The organism is Corynebacterium marquesiae (assembly GCF_030229635.1).
GTDB lineage: Bacteria > Actinomycetota > Actinomycetes > Mycobacteriales > Mycobacteriaceae > Corynebacterium > Corynebacterium marquesiae.
The window spans coordinates 1-15,650 of sequence record NZ_JASPII010000005.1 but is presented as its reverse complement, the minus strand read 5'-3'; the positions used below and the strand labels follow the sequence as shown (position 1 = coordinate 15,650).

Sequence of the window (15,650 nt, the reverse complement as noted above, 5' to 3'; positions counted from 1 at the left end):
AGGCGATTTTAACCGTCGAAGGGGCGGGATTCGTCTTTTTCCGCCTTGCGTATGCCGCGCAGCAACACAATGCGCCCGGCCACGAGCGCACCTGTGGCAACGACGGCAATGCCGATACAAAAAGCGATAAGCATTAGTAGTAGTACGGGAAGCTATCCCAATTAGGCTCGCGCTTTTCCAGGAAGGACTCCTTGCCCTCGACGGCTTCGTCGGTCATATACGCCAGGCGGGTGGCCTCGCCGGCGAAGACCTGCTGGCCCATCAGGCCATCATCGGTGAGGTTGAAGGCAAACTTCAGCATGCGCTGGGCGGTGGGGGACTTCATGTTGATCTCCTGGCCCATGCGGATGGCGGCGTCCTCGAGCTCGCCGTGGTCCGCGACCTCGTTGACCGCGCCCATTTCGTACATGCGCTGGGCATCGTAGGTGCGGCCCAAGAAGAAAATCTCGCGGGCGAATTTCTGGCCCACCATCTTGGCCAGGTACGCCGAGCCATAGCCGGCGTCGAAGGACCCCACGTCCGCATCCGTCTGCTTGAAGCGCGCCTCTTGGCGGGAAGCGACCGTCATATCGCAGACCACGTGCAGCGAGTGTCCGCCGCCGGCCGCCCAACCATTGACCACGGCGATAACCACCTTGGGCATGGTGCGGATAAGGCGTTGGACCTCGAGGATGTGTAGGCGGCCGCCCTCCACCTTCTCGCGGGCAGTGTCCACGGTGGATTCATCCGCGGTGGCGTCATCGTGGGCGTGCTCGGTGGCGTAGCGGTATCCGGAGCGGCCGCGAATGCGCTGGTCGCCGCCGGAACAAAACGCCCAGCCGCCATCCTTTTCGGACGGCCCATTGCCGGTGAGCAAGATCGTGCCCACATCCGGCGTGCGGCGTGCGTGATCCAAGGCGCGGTAGAGCTCGTCTACGGTATGCGGGCGAAACGCATTGCGCACCTCCGGGCGGTCAAAGGCAATGCGCACGATGCCGTTCTTGCGGCCCTCGCCGTTGAGCCGGTGATAGGTGATATCCGTCAGGTCCTCAAAACCTTCTACGGTATGCCACAATTCCGGCCGGAACGGATTATCGGTGCTGTACTTTCTCTGCTCGCTCATAAAGGCCAGCTTAGTGGCAAAAGAAGAATAGTCCCCATTCCCAACCCTCACCCACACACGCTGCCCAGCAGGCCGGTAATAATCAATACGCGATACTGCGAGGTTGTTGCCCCGCATAATACCCGTGTACGCCATACCAGCGCGGTACTCCATGCTATGGGGAGACTCGAACTCCCCGCCCCTTAAAGCGCTAAAGGGGGCCTGTGTCCCAGGATTTTCCCCTCCAGGGTGGGGGCCTGCTCGCTGCAGGCGTGTGGGCTACCATCGCGCGCTTTACGTAGCGCGCGATATGACTATCCGTTTTTCAGTTCGGTATTCCAGTTCAGCTGCTGGATGCGGGTATCCAGCTCGCGGTACTGCTTAGACAAATCATCGACGCGCTTGCGCAGCTCCGCCACCGGGATGGTGGAGACAAACTTGATCTCGGTGCGGGAATAACGATCCGAGCGCGTGCCCGCGCGCTGCGCTAGGTCGTGGTAGATGCGGCGCTTGCGCAAGAGGCCGTCGCGAAGCGCGAGGGCTTCCATCAAGTTCCTCTTCTCATCAAAGGCGGTGGCGATATTCGTCGCATTGATGGCCTGCACCAGCTCATCGATGCGCCCGGCCACGCCGTCGAGCTCGCGCAGCAGCTTCTGCGGATCCTCATCCGGGGTATCGCCCTCCTGCACGCGGGCTACGGTGAGCAGCCGCTCGTGCAGGCTATTGAGGCGCTCCTGTGCCTGGGCGCGCTCCGCCAATGCCTCAGCTAGCAGCATAATTCCTCCTCTATTGGTATGGGTTCCCAAAATAGCGCAGAGCGGGGGAGGGGTCAACGGCTAGCGGGCGCTACCATGAAGGCCATGCATATCGATGACGTCCTCGACCGCGCCCACGTAGTCTCCCTCCCGCTCGCCGTGCGTTTCCGCGGCATTACCACCAGGGAAGCCTTGCTCATCGATGGCCCGGCCGGCTGGGGCGAGTTCGCGCCCTTCCTGGAATACGGCCCGGCCGAGTCCGCCGCTTGGCTGCGCGCCGGGCTCGAGGCCGCCTACGAGGGCTTCCCGGAGCCGGTGCGCGATTCCATCGAGGTCAACGCCACCATCCCAGCCGTACCCGCCAGCGAGGTTCCGGCCGTGGTGGAGCGCTACCCCGGCTGCCGCACCTTCAAAATCAAGGTAGCGGAGAAGGGGCACACGCTTGCCGACGACGCCGCTCGCGTCCGCGCCGTCCGCGACGCCGTCACCCAACGCGGCGATATCCCTATCCTGCGCGTGGACGCCAACGGCGGCTGGACCGTCGATGAGGCGGTCGAGGCCGCGCAGATGATGATGCCGCTGGATTATATGGAACAGCCCTGCGCCACCACCGAGGAACTCGCCCAGGTCCGCGGCCGCCTTATGCGCGCGGGTCTCTTTGTGCGCGTCGCCGCCGATGAATCCATTCGCAAGGTCGCCGACCCGTACCGCGTCGCCGAGCTGCAGGCCGCAGATGTTGCCGTGGTCAAGCCCGCCCCGCTCGGCGGCGTGCGCCGCGTCCTCGAGGTGGCCCAACACCTGCGCCAGCGCCATATGGATATCACGGTGGCCTCCGCGCTCGATACCTCCATTGGCATCAATATGGGCCTTGCAGCCGTCGCCGCGCTTCCGCGCATCTACGACGACGAGGACATCGACGTCACCCCGGCCGCCGCCGGTCTTGCCACCGGCTCCCTTTTCGAAGAGGATGTCACCGCCCCGCGCCCGCTTGTCGATGGCCACCTTCCCGCCGATATCCTCGCCCCCGACCCAGACCGCCTCGCTGCACTCGCCGCCCCCGCCGACCGCCGCGATTGGTGGTTCGACCGCGTTCGTGCTTGCTGGCCGCATCTTGCTGGCTAGGGCCTAGAGCAAGCTCTGATGAAACCTCCACGCCGGAGTTGCCATCGCCCGGCGCACCTTCTGTGGCCTGCTCTTTAACCCGCGCACACTGCGCCGATGCGCCACCGTTTCTTGCACCGTCTCCACCACCAGCTTGAGGTGGTAGTCGGTGCATTCATCTGTGAATTTCAGTGGCGCCCACCCGTGTTGCACCGCATGATTGGTCTTCCATGTTCCGATGAGGAATTCCCGGTGATTATTCTCCGGCGTGTGATAGTAAAGCGAGTCCAAGTCCACCACGGTCGTTCCCGCTTTGAAGCCTAAATCCCAGGTATACGGTCCTAACCGGAAATTTGGTACAGGCTTGAGACCCACCCGCCGCATCTCGTGGTACATCCGCTGCTCCCACTTCGACGCCGTCCCGACCGGCGCCTCCTCCGCCAGCTCGCGTACCGCGTCCTTTTCCTTGCTGGTTACCATCTCTAAATCGGCCGCAAACCTTCCCCTCCCGTTGAGCCCGCGATACGCCTGCGCCAGTGTTTCCTTCAGCAGCCACTCGCCGCAGCGCTCGAAGCTCAGCGCATCTGCTACCGCCTGCGCGGGCAACGCCATCCGCACACCTTTCACCCGATTTGCTGGCACTGGCCGCGACCTCACAGTACGCACCAGCTCATTCGCATGTGTCCGGCAATTGTTATCCACCCGAATCGTTGCCGGCAGCTGCACCTCACAAAAGCCGTACGCCGCGAGCGCCGCCGTCCCTGTAAATACCGCATCCGGATAAAGCTGCGCCACCGCGGCGAGCTTATCCTTCGTACTCGCCTCCGCCGCGACGTAACAATTGCGCCGCAAGCGTAACAGCGTTCCCTCACTAACCCTGCTGCGGATTTGATAGTCAGTAAGGCCTAAAACTAGTAATTCATTTCTCGTCCACATGACTCATTGGACTGGAAATCTTCCAGGAAGGTTCCGATTTCCTCGTTTCAACGATTTCGTCCATCTAAAACACCTAAATCGTCGACGATTTTCGCGATATGTATGGACGAAATCGTTGAAACCGGTGAACCGGGAAAAGAGAACCGGCGAACCGCTTAAGGAGACTGCTGTCAAACTTCAAACTGCCCAGCCCGTCACCTGTGCGTACGCTAGAGGACATGTCTACTATCAAGGTCCGCGATGCCCACCTGCACAATCTGCGCAACGTCGACGTCGATATGCCCCGCGGCAAGCTCGTTGCGGTCACAGGTGTGTCTGGTTCGGGCAAGTCTTCGCTGGCATTCGGCACGATCCACGGCGAAGGCCAGCGCCGCTATCTCGAATCGGTGGCGCCCTTCGCCCGCCGCCTCATTAGTTCGGCCGTCGACCCGCAGGTCAGCCAGGTAGAGGGCCTACCGCCGACGGTCGCGCTGCAACAATCCACCTCCGGCGGCGGTGCGCGCTCCACGGTGGGCACGGTGTCCGCGCTCTCCAATAGCGTGCGCCTGCTCTATTCGCGCGCCGGGGATAACCCGGAGGGCCTGTACTCGGATTCTTTCTCTCCGAACACCCCGGAGGGCATGTGCCCGCAGTGCCACGGCACGGGCGTGGTGCATGAGCCCACCGAGGAGTCCATGGTCCCGGATCCCACTCTCTCCATCGAAGAAGGCGCCATCCAAGCATGGCCCGGTGCCTGGGCCGGCAAGAACTTCCACGACATCTTGATGAACTTGGGGTATGACCTGGATTCGCCGTGGCAGGACCTGCCGCAAGAGGACCGCGACTGGATCCTCTTCACGGAAGAGCGCCCCGTAGTCACGGTCAAACCTTTGCGCGGCAAGGACCAGATTCAGCGCAATTATGAAGGCACGTGGCGCTCGGTGGCCAGCTACCTCAATAAGACGCTGGCGGAGACCCAATCGGATACGCTGCGCAAGCGCACCCTGTCCTATATGGAATCCCGCGGGTGCGAGACCTGTGGCGGCCGCCGCCTCAACCCGGCCGCGCTGAAGGTCACCTATGCGGGCATGCCGATTGATGAGCTGGGCGCGCTGCCGTTGGATAGGGTGCATGAGGTGCTCAGCAAGCAGAACCCGGAGGAGAACTCGGCCGAGGATTTGCTGCTCAAACAGATTCTTCCCGCCTTGACCTCGGCGCTGGAGCTCGGCTTGGCGCACCTCAGCCTGGATCGGCCGACGCAAAGCCTATCCGGCGGCGAGATGCAGCGCATCCGTCTGGCGGCGCAGCTGCGCTCCGGTCTCTTTGGCGTGGCGTATGTGCTCGACGAGCCCTCGGCCGGCCTGCACCCCGATGAGCGCGATGCGGTCATGGATATGTGCCGCCGTTTCATCGCGGCCGGCAACTCCGTGCTCTTGGTGGAGCATGACATGGATTTGGTCGCGCAAGCGGACTGGCTCGTTGACGTCGGCCCGCTGGCCGGCGAGCGCGGCGGCAACGTGGTCTATTCGGGCCCGGTCGAAGACTATGACGCGGACACCCCTACCGCCAATGCGCTGGCTCACCGCACGCTCACGCTTGCCGACGACCCCCGCACCCCCTCCTCCCACCTCGCCCTCCGCGGCATCAACGCACGCAGCATCGACAACGTGGATGTGGACTTTGGCTTGGGCCAATTCACGGCGGTCGCCGGTGTCTCCGGCTCGGGCAAATCCACCCTGGTCAGCACGGTGCTGGCTGGCCTGTTGCGACAGTCCGCTACGGCCGTTTCTGACGAGGAAGACACCGAGGATAAGGGCTGGTCCGTGGAGAGCACGGAGGGCTTTGACCGAGTCAAGCGCGTCGTGCAGATTACCCAGAAGCCCATTGGCCGCACCCCGCGTTCCACGCTGGCAACCTATACCGGGCTTTTCGATAACGTTCGCAAGCTCTTCGCCGCCAGCGATGAGGCCAAGCAGCGCAAATGGACGGTCTCGCGCTTTTCCTACAACGTAAAGCAAGGCCAGTGCCCCACCTGCGGCGGCGCGGGCAAAATCGAGGTGGAGCTGGTCTTCTTGCCGGGCTCGTACACCACATGTCCAGAATGCGGCGGTGCCCGCTTCAATGACGAGACCTTGGAGGTGACCTGGCAGGGCCGCACCATCGCGGACATTTTGGAGCTGACCGTGGACGAGGCCGCAGGGGTCTTTGCCGAGGAAGAAAAGATTTACCGCGCCATCGCCACGTTGCAGGCCGTCGGCCTGGGCTACCTCCGCTTGGGCCAGGGCGCGCCGGAGCTGTCCGGCGGCGAGGCTCAGCGCATCAAGCTGGCCACGGAGCTGCAGCGTTCCCGCAACTCGCGTCGCGGCCACACGGTCTATCTGCTGGACGAGCCCACCACGGGCCTGCACCCAGCCGATATCGACCTGCTCAATACCGAGCTGCACAAGCTGGCGGATGCGGGCCATACGGTAATCGTCGTCGAGCATGATCTTTCGGTCATGGCGAATGCGGACCGCATCATTGAGATGGGCCCGGGCGCTGGCGAAGATGGCGGCCGCATTATCGCGGATGCCACCCCGGCGCAGGTTGCCGCAGTGGATACCGCCACGGGCCGCGCCTTGAGTGCACGCCGAGCGCATTAAGCAGCGAGCCTTAGCTACCCGTTAGCTGTGGGAGACCTCTCTGGGATCTCACAGCAAAATGGGGTAGAGGTAGAGGGTATGACTTCTAAAGGCCCTCATGGCGATAATAATGAAACCCGCAGCTGGTCCAGCCCGGCGGATGATGCCACGCGCCAGATTGGCCGCGTGCCCGATAATGCCGCCGGCCCCAGCCGCGACCAAGCGCGCCGCGAGCACCCCAAGCAGTACTTCCCGGGCGACCAGCAGCCGCAGAATGAGACTCGTCAATTCGATGCGGCCGCTGGCTATCAGCAGGGCTACGGTCAGCAGCAAAGCTACGGCCAGAACTATCAGCAGCCGGCCGGGCAGGCATATGGCCAGCAATACGCGCAGCAGCCCGAGTACGAGCCGGTTCCGTCGGACTATGATCCAGACCAGCCGGAAAAGCGCAAGAAGAAAGGCAGCGGTGGCGGGGCTATGGCCGGCGTCTTCGCAGCCATCGCGGTACTTGCAGTACTGGCTGCGGCTGTGTTGTTTTTCCTGTGGCGCAATGCTGCGGACGAGGCGGATAAGCCGGACCCACAGCCGGTGACGGAAACGCTGACCACGGAGGTTCCCACCACCGTGACCCAGACCGAAGAGCCGGATACGCAGGATGAGGACTCCAATAGGCTGCCGAAGCTGCCGGACTTCCAAAATGACCTGCCGTCCGATATCCCGACCGAGTTGCCACCGGAGGTACAAGACCAGCTGGATAAGGGCAGCGACGTGGACATTGAGGGCCTCCTTAACGATCTGCTGGGCGGCGGCGAGCAGCCGGCCAACCAGTAGGGCGCTCAGAACTAAGCGCCCAGCACCTGCCCGGTAAGGGAAATGGCGCGCGGGCAGGTAAAATCGGGCGGCATGAATGAATCGATGCAGTTGGCTGAGAAGGTAGCCGCCCAACTGGCGCGCCACCTCACGGATGTCGTCTTGTGCCCTGGTTCGCGCAACGCGCCGCTGTCGCTGGCGCTGTTGGCGCGTGATGATATCCGCGTCCACACCCGCCTCGACGAGCGCGGGGGAGCGTTTACCGCCCTGGGCATGGCGCGGGTGCAGCGCCGCCACGTGGGCGTGGTGATGACCTCGGGAACTGCGGTGGCCAATACTCTGCCAGCCGTGGTGGAGGCACACTATTCCCATACGCCGCTGGCCATCATTAGCGCGGATCGGCCGGAGCGCCTGGTGGGCACGGGGGCGTCGCAGACCATCGAGCAGCAGGGCATCTTCGGCGTCTATGCGGACACCACCCAGGTCACCGACGCGGACGATATCGCGGCGATGGCCCAGCGTTTCCGCGAAGACCTACAGGTACACATCAATGTGGCCTTTGATGCCCCGCTTGTCGACGCCACCCTGCCGGACCACACCTCCGGCGATGGCGTGCGCGAGCCAGCACCGGCCTTTGTGGACCACGGGGAAGTGGCCGTGGATTTGAGCAAGAACACACTGGTCATTGCGGGCGATGAGGCCTGGGAGGTAGAAGGCCTCCAAGACGTGCCAACCATCGCAGAGCCGAGCGCGCCGGGCCCGTACCATCCGGTGCATCCGGCGGCGGCGCACATCTTCCGCAAGGCGCAGGTCTCCGCGAATGATTATGTGGTCAACACCAAGGTTGAACAGGTCATCGTCGTGGGGCATCCGACGCTGCACCGCAGCGTGCTAGCGCTGATGAATGACCCGGATATCGAGCTGGTGGTGCTCTCGCGCACCAAGGACTTCACCAACCAGCGCGGCGAAGAGGCCCGGCTTGGCACCACCGTCAAGGTCACCGGTGAGCCGAGCCGCGAGTGGATGAAGATCTGCGAAGGCGCAACCGATATGGCGGGGCAAGCGGTGCGTGAGACCCTCGAGGATGAGGAACTGGGATTTACCGGTCTGCACGTCGCAGCCGCGGTGGGCGATACGCTCTCCGTCAATGACACTCTGGTGTTGGGAGCCTCGAACCCGGTGCGCGATGCAGCCTTGGTAGGCCTGCCTTTCGACGGCGTGGATACGTACTCGCCGCGCGGGGCGGCCGGTATTGACGGAACCATCGCCCAGGCCATCGGCATTTCCTTGGCCACGCAATCGCTGGATCCCACAAATTGGCGTGCCCCACGCGTTGTGGCGCTCATGGGGGATGTCACCTTCTTACATGACGCGAATAGCCTGCTCATCCCGGAAGATCAGGCGCGACCGGAAAACCTCACCATCGTGGTGGCCAATGACAATGGTGGCGGCATCTTCGAGACCCTGGAACAAGGTGCCGATGCGCTGCGCGAGTCCTTCGAGCCGGCGTTTGGAACGCCGCATGGGGTGGACGTCGGCAAGCTGGCAGAAGCCTATGAAGCAGACTACCGCGAGGTAACTACCCCGCAGGAGCTATTGGATACGCTGGCGGAGCTGAAGGAATACTCCACCGGAATTACCGTCGTGGAGGCCAAGACCACCCGTGCCACGCGCCGGGCGCTCAATGAGAAGCTCACCGCAAAGGTAGGCCAGTAAGTGGCCCCGCCGCAGCATAAGCCGCACGCGGCCGTGGTGCCGCGCTATACGCCCGCGGTCTATCGCCGCCGCCTACACCAGCTGACGCTGGCGCTGTATCTGGCCGCGCTGGTGGGTGTGGTGGGCATGGTCATCGGGCCGGCGCTGAATGACCACGCCATCGCCAGCCACCCCGCGCGCGCTTTGGCCACGGTCAAGGATGTGGGCATGCTGCGCACCACGGTGGATTTCCAAGACAGTGAAGGGATTTACCACACCCCACAGCACGGGCTGCTCTATCCCAGTGGGCTGGGCGAGGGCCAGCAGGTGTGGGTGCAATACGCTCAAGACGACCCAGACCTGGTCAAGGTCGAAGGCCGCGAATGGACGCTGGCCATTATCCCGGCGCTCTCGGTAGGTGTGGTTGCCACGCTCATCGCGGCCGTGCTGTGGAAGCTGATTAGCTTCTTTACCCGTCGCGCGGAGAAATAATTAACCAAGATTTTCCGCTGGCTTCACCATAAACTTAAGAAGATGGGCCATGATGGTGGCATGCGTGTTGCGATCGTGGCTGAATCCTTCCTCCCCAATGTCAATGGTGTGACCAACTCCGTGCTGCGCGTTTTGGAGCACCTGCACGAGACCGGCCAAGAGGCCATCGTCATTGCGCCGGGCGCCCGTGAGGGGCAGGAGGAAATCCCGGACTACCTCGGGTTCCCCATCTACCGCGTGCCCACCGTGCGCGTGCCGCTGGTGGATTCGCTGCCGGTGGGCGTTCCCACCACGGCGGTGGATGAGGCGCTGCGTGACTTCAAGCCGGATATCATTCACCTAGCCAGCCCCTTCGTACTCGGCGCGGCTGGCGCTTTCTCCGCCCGCCAGCAGCGCGTGCCCGCCGTGGCGTTGTACCAGACCGATGTTGCCGGTTTTGCCACCAAGTACCATGCCTCCGCGCTGGCCTATGGCGTGTGGGAGTGGCTGCGCACGATTCATAACTCTTGCCAGATGACGCTGGCACCGTCCTCGCTGACCATCCGGGACTTGGAAAAGCACCACATTAAGAACGTGCGCCACTGGGGTCGTGGCGTGAACGCGGAACTTTTCCACCCGTCCAAGCGCTCTGACGAGCTGCGCCGCAGCTGGGATCCGAGCGGCACCAAGAATGTGGTGGGATTCGTTGGTCGCCTCGCCGCAGAAAAGGGCGTGCACCGCCTCTCGGCGCTCAACGGGCGCGAGGATATCCAGCTGGTCATCGTGGGCGATGGGCCGGAGCGTCCGCTGTTGGAAGCCCAGCTGCCCGGTGCTGTCTTTACCGGTGCGCTGTCCGGCGAAGACCTCGCCGCCGCCTATGCTTCCTTGGACGTCTTTGTCCACGCCGGCGAGTTCGAGACCTTCTGTCAGTCCATCCAGGAGGCGCAGGCCTCCGGCGTGCCGACCATCGGGCCGCGGGCTGGTGGCCCGGTAGACCTCATCGACGAGGGCTATAACGGCCTTCTGCTGGATGTACAGACCTTTGTGGAAGACCTCCCCAACGCGGTGGACGCGCTGCTCAATCCGGAGATCCACCAGGAAATGCGGGACAATGCCCGCGAGTCCATTTCCTCCAAGACGTGGAAAGCACTGTGCGAGCAGCTCGTGGGCTATTACGAAGAGGTACTGGAGGATACTCGCCGGGTGCCGCTGACCATTCTGGGCCAGCGTCCCGAGCTGCCGCGGTGGGCGGCTCGTGCCCTTGGCGCCCGCGTAGCCTAGACTGATCATTTGTGTCTAAGGCAGATCTGGATAAAAAGCCCTTCGATGTGGCGCGCATGTTTGACGCCGTGGGCGAGAAATACGACCTCACCAATACCGTGCTGTCCTTTGGGCAGGACGCGCACTGGCGCAAGCGCACCCGGGAGCGTTTGAACCTTAAGCCGGGCGAGAAGGTTCTCGACCTTGCAGCGGGTACCGCCGTGTCCACCGTGGAACTTTCCAAGTCCGGTGCGTGGTGCGTGGCGTGTGATTTCTCTCGTGGCATGCTGGCCGCCGGCCGCGAGCGCGACGTGCCCAAGGTGGCTGGCGATGGCATGAAGCTGCCGTTTGCGGATAACACCTTTGACGCCGTGACCATCTCTTATGGCCTGCGTAATATCCACGACTTTGAGCTCGGCCTGCGCGAGATGGCGCGCGTGACCAAGCCGGGCGGGCGCCTTGCGGTGGCGGAGTTTTCCACCCCGGTGGTACCGATTTTTGGCACCGTGTACAAGGAATACTTGATGCGTCTGCTCCCGCCGGTAGCGCGCCTGGTCTCTTCTAACCCGGAGGCATATATCTACCTCGCGGAATCCATTCGCGCGTGGCCCAGGCAGGAGGAGCTTGCCGCGGTTATCAATCGCAATGGCTGGGCCGAGGCCGGCTGGCAGAACCTTACCTTCGGCATCGTGGCGCTGCACTCGGCGGTAAAGCCAGCCTAGGCGCGGGCCGGAGCCCGCGCCTAGAGGACTGCGGCGGGGGACTATGCCGCGGTCGAATCCCAGAGGGGCGTATCGCGGCGAAGGGACGAGACCGTACGGCCGGCGGCGCGCCAGGTGCGTGCGATGAGGTCGCGGTCATCGTCAGTAATGAGGTTGCCCATCAGGCGCGCGGCGGCCGGCATGAGTATGCGGCCGATGGGCCCGCGCAGGGCCAGTGGACCGGCCAGCGGTAGGAACTGCGGATAAGTAAGCAAGCGCGCGGCCGTGCGGGCCAAGAGGAAGGACTCGCCGTAGTGCTCGCGCAAGACGGCCGGCCAGGCCAGGGTGAAATCCTTCGGGCCGAGCAGGGCTACGGCCAGCGCGGCGGTCTCCAAGCCATAATCGATGCCCTCGCCGTTGAGGGGGTTGATGCAGGCCGCGGCATCACCAATGAGCATCCAATTGGCGCCGGCCACGTTAGATGCCGCGCCGCCCATGGGCAGTAAGGCAGAGGTAACGTGCTCAATTTCCCCGAGTCCCCACTCGGTGCGCTGTTGGGTGGCGTAGAACTCGAGCAGCTTCTTGGTGTTGATCTTGGCGGGGCGCTGCGCGGTCGACAGCGCGCCGAGGCCGATATTGACCTGGCCTAGCTCGGGGCCGAGCGGGAAGATCCAACCGTAGCCGGGCTGCACCTCGCCTTCTTCGTCCTTGAGCTCAACGTGGGAGTGCATCCAGGGCTCAGTGGCATGCGTAGAGGAAGCATAGGAACGCGCGGCAATGCCATAGACCTCCTCGCGGTGCCAGGTGCGGCCGAGCTTCTTGCCAAAAGTAGAGCGCACGCCATCGGCCACGATGATCCACTTGGCATGCACTGTGGCCTCTCCCACGCGGAAGGAGGTCACGCGGTTGCCCTCGAGCACCGGATCGGTGGCGGGGGTGCCGGTGAGGAGGGTGGCGCCGGCTTTCCGGGCGGCGTCGGCAAGCAGGGCATCAAAGCGGTAGCGCGGCAGGGCCGTGCCCACCTGGGAGGGGTAGGTCTCCGGCCAAGGCGCGGTAATATCGCCGCCGTAGCCGTGCAGTTTCAGGCCGCGATTGCGGTAGGAGGCGTTGACCACAATGCCGAGCTCCGCAAGCTGGTGCATCGCGCGCGGGGTGAGCCCGTCGCCGCAGGTTTTATCGCGGGGAAACGTCGCGGAATCAATAAGGAGGGTGTCATAACCGGCGCGTGCGGCATGAATCGCGGCGGCGGCTCCGGCAGGCCCAGCGCCAATGATGGCGACCTCGACATAGGTTTGGGAATCGATCTGCTCCGACATGAGGACTATCATTGCATGAGTTCGACCCCTCGAGTGTGTTTAGGGGCGCAGTTTGGACTACGGTAGGTAATCGATTATCTCTGGCTTTTAGTTGCAAGGAACACTATTTAATGACTCACGGTCAATCGCATGCCACGCACGTGGATCTTGGTGATCCGCAGCTCAACGAGCGCATTGGTGCGGGCATGGAAGCAGTAGAAGACAAGCTGCGCAGTGAAATCGACCGCGGCCAGGACTTCTTAAAGGACAAGGTCAGCCACCTGTCTAAGGCCGGTGGCAAGCGCTTTCGCCCCATGATGGCGCTGCTGGCCTCCGAGTATGGTCCGCGTCCGGGCTGCGAAGAGGTTGTTAAGGCCGCCACCGTCGTGGAGATGGTGCACGTAGCCACCCTTTATCATGACGATGTCATGGATGAGGCGGACCGCCGCCGCGGCGTGGAATCTGCCAATTCGCGGTGGAATAACTCTGTGGCCATCCTCGCCGGCGATGCGCTCCTGGCGCATGCCTCCCGCCTGATGAGTGAGCTGGATACCCACACCGTGGCCCACTTTGCCGATACCTTTGAGGAGCTGGTGACCGGCCAGATGCGCGAAACCATCGGCGCAGGTGAGGCCAATGCCGTGGAGCACTACACGGCCGTTATCCGTGAAAAGACCGCGGTGCTCATCGCCTCTGCTGGCTACCTGGGTGCCTACCACTCCGGCGCCTCGGCCGAGCATGCCGCAGCCCTGCACCGCATTGGTGGTGCCATTGGCATGATCTTTCAGATTGTGGACGATGTCATCGACATCTTCTCTGACCCAAAGGATTCCGGCAAGACCCCGGGCACGGACCTGCGCGAGGGCGTATTTACCCTGCCGGTTCTCTACGCCTTGGAAGAAGAGGGCGAAGTGGGCGACAAACTGCGTGAGCTGCTTACTGGCCCGCTGCATTCCGACGCCGAGGTGGAGCGCGCCATCGAGCTCCTGCACCAGTCTGGTGGCCGTCAGAAGGCGCTGGAGGACATCAATGCCTACCTGCGCACGGTGGAGGAGCAGCTTGCCGTGCTACCGGAGAACTCCGCGAGCCAGGCCCTGCGCCAACTGGCGGATTACACCGTGCGCCGCGTGGGCTAGCTGCTTGGCGATGCCCCCTTATTCCCGCCCCATTCGCCCCTACTACGCTGGCGATTTGTAGGTGGGAGGGTGGTTCGTAGTAAAGTACTTACTCGCACCACACAGTGCATGCCAGGTTGCCCGAGCGGCCAAAGGGAGCGGACTGTAAATCCGCCGGCATTGCCTTCAGAAGTTCGAATCTTCTACCTGGCACAGAATGAACCCCGCAAGCAAAAGCTTGCGGGGGTTCAAGCGTACCTGCAGCTGTGAGGCGGGATCTACTGGCTGGGCTCCTGGGTGCGGGAGCTTTTAGCCCTGTGACACACCGCATAAGCACTGGCGAGGAAAACAACTAAGAAAACCCCAGCGATCTTGAAGTAGAAAAAGCCATTTCCTAGCCTGCGAGAAATATCTGGCAATGAGGTGGAATCCGATTCAGCTAGGGCCTTGGCAACGTATACCGCATTCAAACCGCCAATGAAATAGCCGAGGCAGAGCAATGATGAAATAACGGCCGTAATCATTGCCAAAACTGCTAAGGATGAATGGCGGGACATTGTTCTCATCTAACTCCTCTCATCGCGGCCTAAAGGACCAGCAAAGTACACCTTTCTAAGACGCTTGGTACTAACAGGTTTGCTCTCCTGTCTTATCATCCCTCACGGGCTGCCATCAGAGGTCTTCACAAAGTCCGCCTGGGCGGCTGCGGCGGCTTGCCAGGCGAGGACAATGGGGCGACGGAAAGAGCGGCGGGCTCGATGATGATCTTGACACCTTACCGGGGGTAGCATCGCGTGGGCTGGGAAATGGACGCGGAGTAGAGGTCTTTGGTGGAACGCTCTGTATGCGAGTGGCCGCCCTTTGTCCTGCACGATCTCTGCGCCTTTGGGGGCCGCCGCCGCAGGTGGGAGGAGCCGGCGCTGCCAAGATCCGCCAGGGTGGAACCTAGAGGCGGGGTGGCGGTCTCGCGAGCGTCGGCAAGCGCAAAGCGCTTAGACAGCTGACTTATCCCTTTATCGGACTGCTTACGCGGATCAGTAATGCTGATGCTGGCGAAGCCGGAGTTGTAATACAGCTTTGTAGCATCGCTGGATTGGCGATCCTCGTCATCCAACACGCCCTTCATTCAAGCACGTTTACATCGCGTAAAAAGAAGCCACTTGAACTGTATATTTATGGGCTCTGACGTGGCGATTTGTGTAAAACGTTGAAAGCAGGTTAGATTATTGGAGTCCGCAACGGAGAGCACAACGAAATAGCGATGTGTTCAACGCTAGGATGTGCCCCCTTAGCTCAGTCGGCAGAGCGTTTCCATGGTAAGGAAAAGGTCGACAGTTCGATTCTGTCAGGGGGCTCCATTCATGTTTGGAGGAAGGAACTCCTCCGAGGTGAATATGGCGGTGTAGCTCAGTGGTAGAGCAAGCGACTCATAATCGCTGTGTCGCGAGTTCAATTCTCGCCATCGCTACCGGGAAAGAAAGGCGCCCGCAGGGCGCTTTTTTATTACCGCGCTGAAGACAATCCAGGCTGTGCCTAGTTGCCTAGTTTCGGATTGGAACTATGGTTCTGGTAAGGTCTTCAACGCTTGATGCTTAGGCATTGAGGAATAAAAGAATAGGGGCGTGGCGCAATTGGTAGCGCAACGGTCTCCAAAACCGTAGGTTGCAGGTTCGAGTCCTGTCGCCCCTGCACAGTAAACCCCCGTCATCTGGCATCAGGTGGCGGGGTTTCTTCATGCCCTAATTTCTGGCGGATTCTAGTGGTCGTGGAAACACTTCTTATGTTTCGGTTGAGTTTATCAGTGCGGCCATTTTCTCGGCTGGTGTTTGA

At 62.3% G+C, this 15,650-nt stretch carries 15 protein-coding genes and 4 tRNA genes; 12 read left to right on the top strand and 7 right to left on the bottom strand.

Annotated elements, in window-relative coordinates; translation table 11 throughout:
- Nucleotides 1–8: 8 nt before the first annotated feature.
- The 3 genes from QP971_RS04465 to QP971_RS04455 all read right to left on the bottom strand — a co-directional run bounded on the left by QP971_RS04465 (nt 9) and on the right by QP971_RS04455 (nt 1,857).
- Nucleotides 9–134 (bottom strand): hypothetical protein, encoded by a 126-nt coding sequence (locus tag QP971_RS04465; protein ID WP_284791587.1) that lies wholly within the window; start codon nt 132–134, stop codon nt 9–11.
- The gene (locus QP971_RS04460; protein ID WP_284810964.1) at nt 134–1,102 is read right to left on the bottom strand and encodes a 1,4-dihydroxy-2-naphthoyl-CoA synthase; all 969 of its coding nucleotides are present in this window, start codon (nt 1,100–1,102) and stop codon (nt 134–136) included. Before QP971_RS04460 ends, QP971_RS04465 begins: the two co-directional genes overlap by 1 nt.
- Nucleotides 1,103–1,395: 293 nt before the next feature.
- Nucleotides 1,396–1,857 (bottom strand): DIP1984 family protein, encoded by a 462-nt coding sequence (locus QP971_RS04455; RefSeq protein WP_284810963.1) that lies wholly within the window; start codon nt 1,855–1,857, stop codon nt 1,396–1,398.
- 84 nt (nt 1,858–1,941) lie between these two features.
- Here QP971_RS04455 and QP971_RS04450 point away from each other — a divergent pair, with 84 nt between their 5' ends.
- Complete coding sequence (locus QP971_RS04450) at nt 1,942–2,958, top strand: o-succinylbenzoate synthase (protein ID WP_284810962.1); 1,017 nt, start codon at nt 1,942–1,944, stop codon at nt 2,956–2,958.
- Between the two features lie 3 nt (nt 2,959–2,961).
- Here QP971_RS04450 and QP971_RS04445 read toward each other — a convergent pair whose 3' ends face one another.
- Entirely contained in the window at nt 2,962–3,732 is a 771-nt protein-coding gene (locus tag QP971_RS04445) for a hypothetical protein (protein WP_284791585.1), read from the bottom strand.
- A gap of 359 nt (nt 3,733–4,091) precedes the next feature.
- On the opposite strand from QP971_RS04445, the gene QP971_RS04440 reads away from it, so the two are divergent.
- From QP971_RS04440 to QP971_RS04415, 6 genes are all read left to right on the top strand, one after another.
- On the top strand, nt 4,092–6,494 hold the full coding sequence (locus tag QP971_RS04440) for an ATP-binding cassette domain-containing protein (protein WP_284810961.1): 2,403 nt from the start codon (nt 4,092–4,094) through the stop codon (nt 6,492–6,494).
- A gap of 78 nt (nt 6,495–6,572) precedes the next feature.
- Entirely contained in the window at nt 6,573–7,304 is a 732-nt protein-coding gene (locus tag QP971_RS04435) for a hypothetical protein (protein WP_284787758.1), read from the top strand.
- A gap of 72 nt (nt 7,305–7,376) precedes the next feature.
- Nucleotides 7,377–8,999, top strand: coding sequence for a 2-succinyl-5-enolpyruvyl-6-hydroxy-3-cyclohexene-1-carboxylic-acid synthase (gene menD / locus QP971_RS04430; protein ID WP_284810960.1), 1,623 nt, complete (start codon nt 7,377–7,379; stop codon nt 8,997–8,999).
- Nucleotides 9,000–9,470, top strand: a complete 471-nt coding sequence (locus QP971_RS04425) for a DUF3592 domain-containing protein (protein WP_005322928.1) — start codon at nt 9,000–9,002, stop codon at nt 9,468–9,470.
- Nucleotides 9,471–9,530: 60 nt separating this feature from the next.
- Nucleotides 9,531–10,730, top strand: a complete 1,200-nt coding sequence (locus QP971_RS04420) for a glycosyltransferase family 4 protein (protein ID WP_049377884.1) — start codon at nt 9,531–9,533, stop codon at nt 10,728–10,730.
- Nucleotides 10,731–10,741: 11 nt separating this feature from the next.
- Nucleotides 10,742–11,431 carry a demethylmenaquinone methyltransferase gene (locus tag QP971_RS04415; RefSeq protein ID WP_284810959.1) on the top strand — a complete coding sequence of 230 codons (690 nt, stop codon included), beginning with the start codon at nt 10,742–10,744 and terminating at the stop codon, nt 11,429–11,431.
- Nucleotides 11,432–11,472: 41 nt separating this feature from the next.
- Here the strand turns inward: QP971_RS04415 and QP971_RS04410 are convergent, their stop codons facing one another.
- Nucleotides 11,473–12,738 (bottom strand): geranylgeranyl reductase family protein, encoded by a 1,266-nt coding sequence (locus QP971_RS04410; RefSeq protein WP_284810958.1) that lies wholly within the window; start codon nt 12,736–12,738, stop codon nt 11,473–11,475.
- 98 nt (nt 12,739–12,836) lie between these two features.
- Here QP971_RS04410 and QP971_RS04405 point away from each other — a divergent pair, with 98 nt between their 5' ends.
- Both QP971_RS04405 and QP971_RS04400 read left to right on the top strand, forming a co-directional pair.
- A complete protein-coding gene (locus tag QP971_RS04405) occupies nt 12,837–13,841 on the top strand; it encodes a polyprenyl synthetase family protein (RefSeq protein WP_269953678.1) in 1,005 nt (334 codons plus the stop codon).
- A 110-nt stretch (nt 13,842–13,951) separates the two neighbouring features.
- A tRNA-Tyr gene (locus QP971_RS04400) sits at nt 13,952–14,033 on the top strand.
- 65 nt (nt 14,034–14,098) lie between these two features.
- On the opposite strand, the gene QP971_RS04395 is transcribed toward QP971_RS04400, so the two are convergent.
- Together QP971_RS04395 and QP971_RS04390 are read right to left on the bottom strand one after the other, a co-directional pair.
- Nucleotides 14,099–14,377 (bottom strand): hypothetical protein, encoded by a 279-nt coding sequence (locus tag QP971_RS04395; protein ID WP_284810957.1) that lies wholly within the window; start codon nt 14,375–14,377, stop codon nt 14,099–14,101.
- A gap of 218 nt (nt 14,378–14,595) precedes the next feature.
- On the bottom strand, nt 14,596–14,946 hold the full coding sequence (locus QP971_RS04390; protein WP_239278149.1) for a hypothetical protein: 351 nt from the start codon (nt 14,944–14,946) through the stop codon (nt 14,596–14,598).
- A gap of 156 nt (nt 14,947–15,102) precedes the next feature.
- On the opposite strand from QP971_RS04390, the gene QP971_RS04385 reads away from it, so the two are divergent.
- From QP971_RS04385 to QP971_RS04375, 3 genes are all read left to right on the top strand, one after another.
- A tRNA-Thr gene (locus QP971_RS04385) sits at nt 15,103–15,178 on the top strand.
- Nucleotides 15,179–15,216: 38 nt separating this feature from the next.
- Nucleotides 15,217–15,288 (top strand) — tRNA-Met (locus QP971_RS04380).
- A 148-nt stretch (nt 15,289–15,436) separates the two neighbouring features.
- Nucleotides 15,437–15,509: transfer RNA gene (locus tag QP971_RS04375), tRNA-Trp, on the top strand.
- Nucleotides 15,510–15,650 lie beyond the last annotated feature (141 nt).

Bases quoted from the DNA above. Each gene is read 5' to 3' on its own strand.
- QP971_RS04465 (WP_284791587.1), bottom strand. From the start codon at position 134: ATGCTTATCGCTTTTTGTATCGGCATTGCCGTCGTTGCCACAGGTGCG.
- QP971_RS04460 (WP_284810964.1), bottom strand. From the start codon at position 1,102: ATGAGCGAGCAGAGAAAGTACAGCACCGATAATCCGTTCCGGCCGGAA.
- QP971_RS04455 (WP_284810963.1), bottom strand. From the start codon at position 1,857: ATGCTGCTAGCTGAGGCATTGGCGGAGCGCGCCCAGGCACAGGAGCGC.
- QP971_RS04450 (WP_284810962.1), top strand. From the start codon at position 1,942: ATGCATATCGATGACGTCCTCGACCGCGCCCACGTAGTCTCCCTCCCG.
- QP971_RS04440 (WP_284810961.1), top strand. From the start codon at position 4,092: ATGTCTACTATCAAGGTCCGCGATGCCCACCTGCACAATCTGCGCAAC.
- QP971_RS04435 (WP_284787758.1), top strand. From the start codon at position 6,573: ATGACTTCTAAAGGCCCTCATGGCGATAATAATGAAACCCGCAGCTGG.
- menD (WP_284810960.1), top strand. From the start codon at position 7,377: ATGAATGAATCGATGCAGTTGGCTGAGAAGGTAGCCGCCCAACTGGCG.
- QP971_RS04420 (WP_049377884.1), top strand. From the start codon at position 9,531: ATGCGTGTTGCGATCGTGGCTGAATCCTTCCTCCCCAATGTCAATGGT.
- QP971_RS04410 (WP_284810958.1), bottom strand. From the start codon at position 12,738: ATGATAGTCCTCATGTCGGAGCAGATCGATTCCCAAACCTATGTCGAG.
- QP971_RS04405 (WP_269953678.1), top strand. From the start codon at position 12,837: ATGACTCACGGTCAATCGCATGCCACGCACGTGGATCTTGGTGATCCG.
- QP971_RS04395 (WP_284810957.1), bottom strand. From the start codon at position 14,377: ATGTCCCGCCATTCATCCTTAGCAGTTTTGGCAATGATTACGGCCGTT.
- QP971_RS04390 (WP_239278149.1), bottom strand. From the start codon at position 14,946: ATGAAGGGCGTGTTGGATGACGAGGATCGCCAATCCAGCGATGCTACA.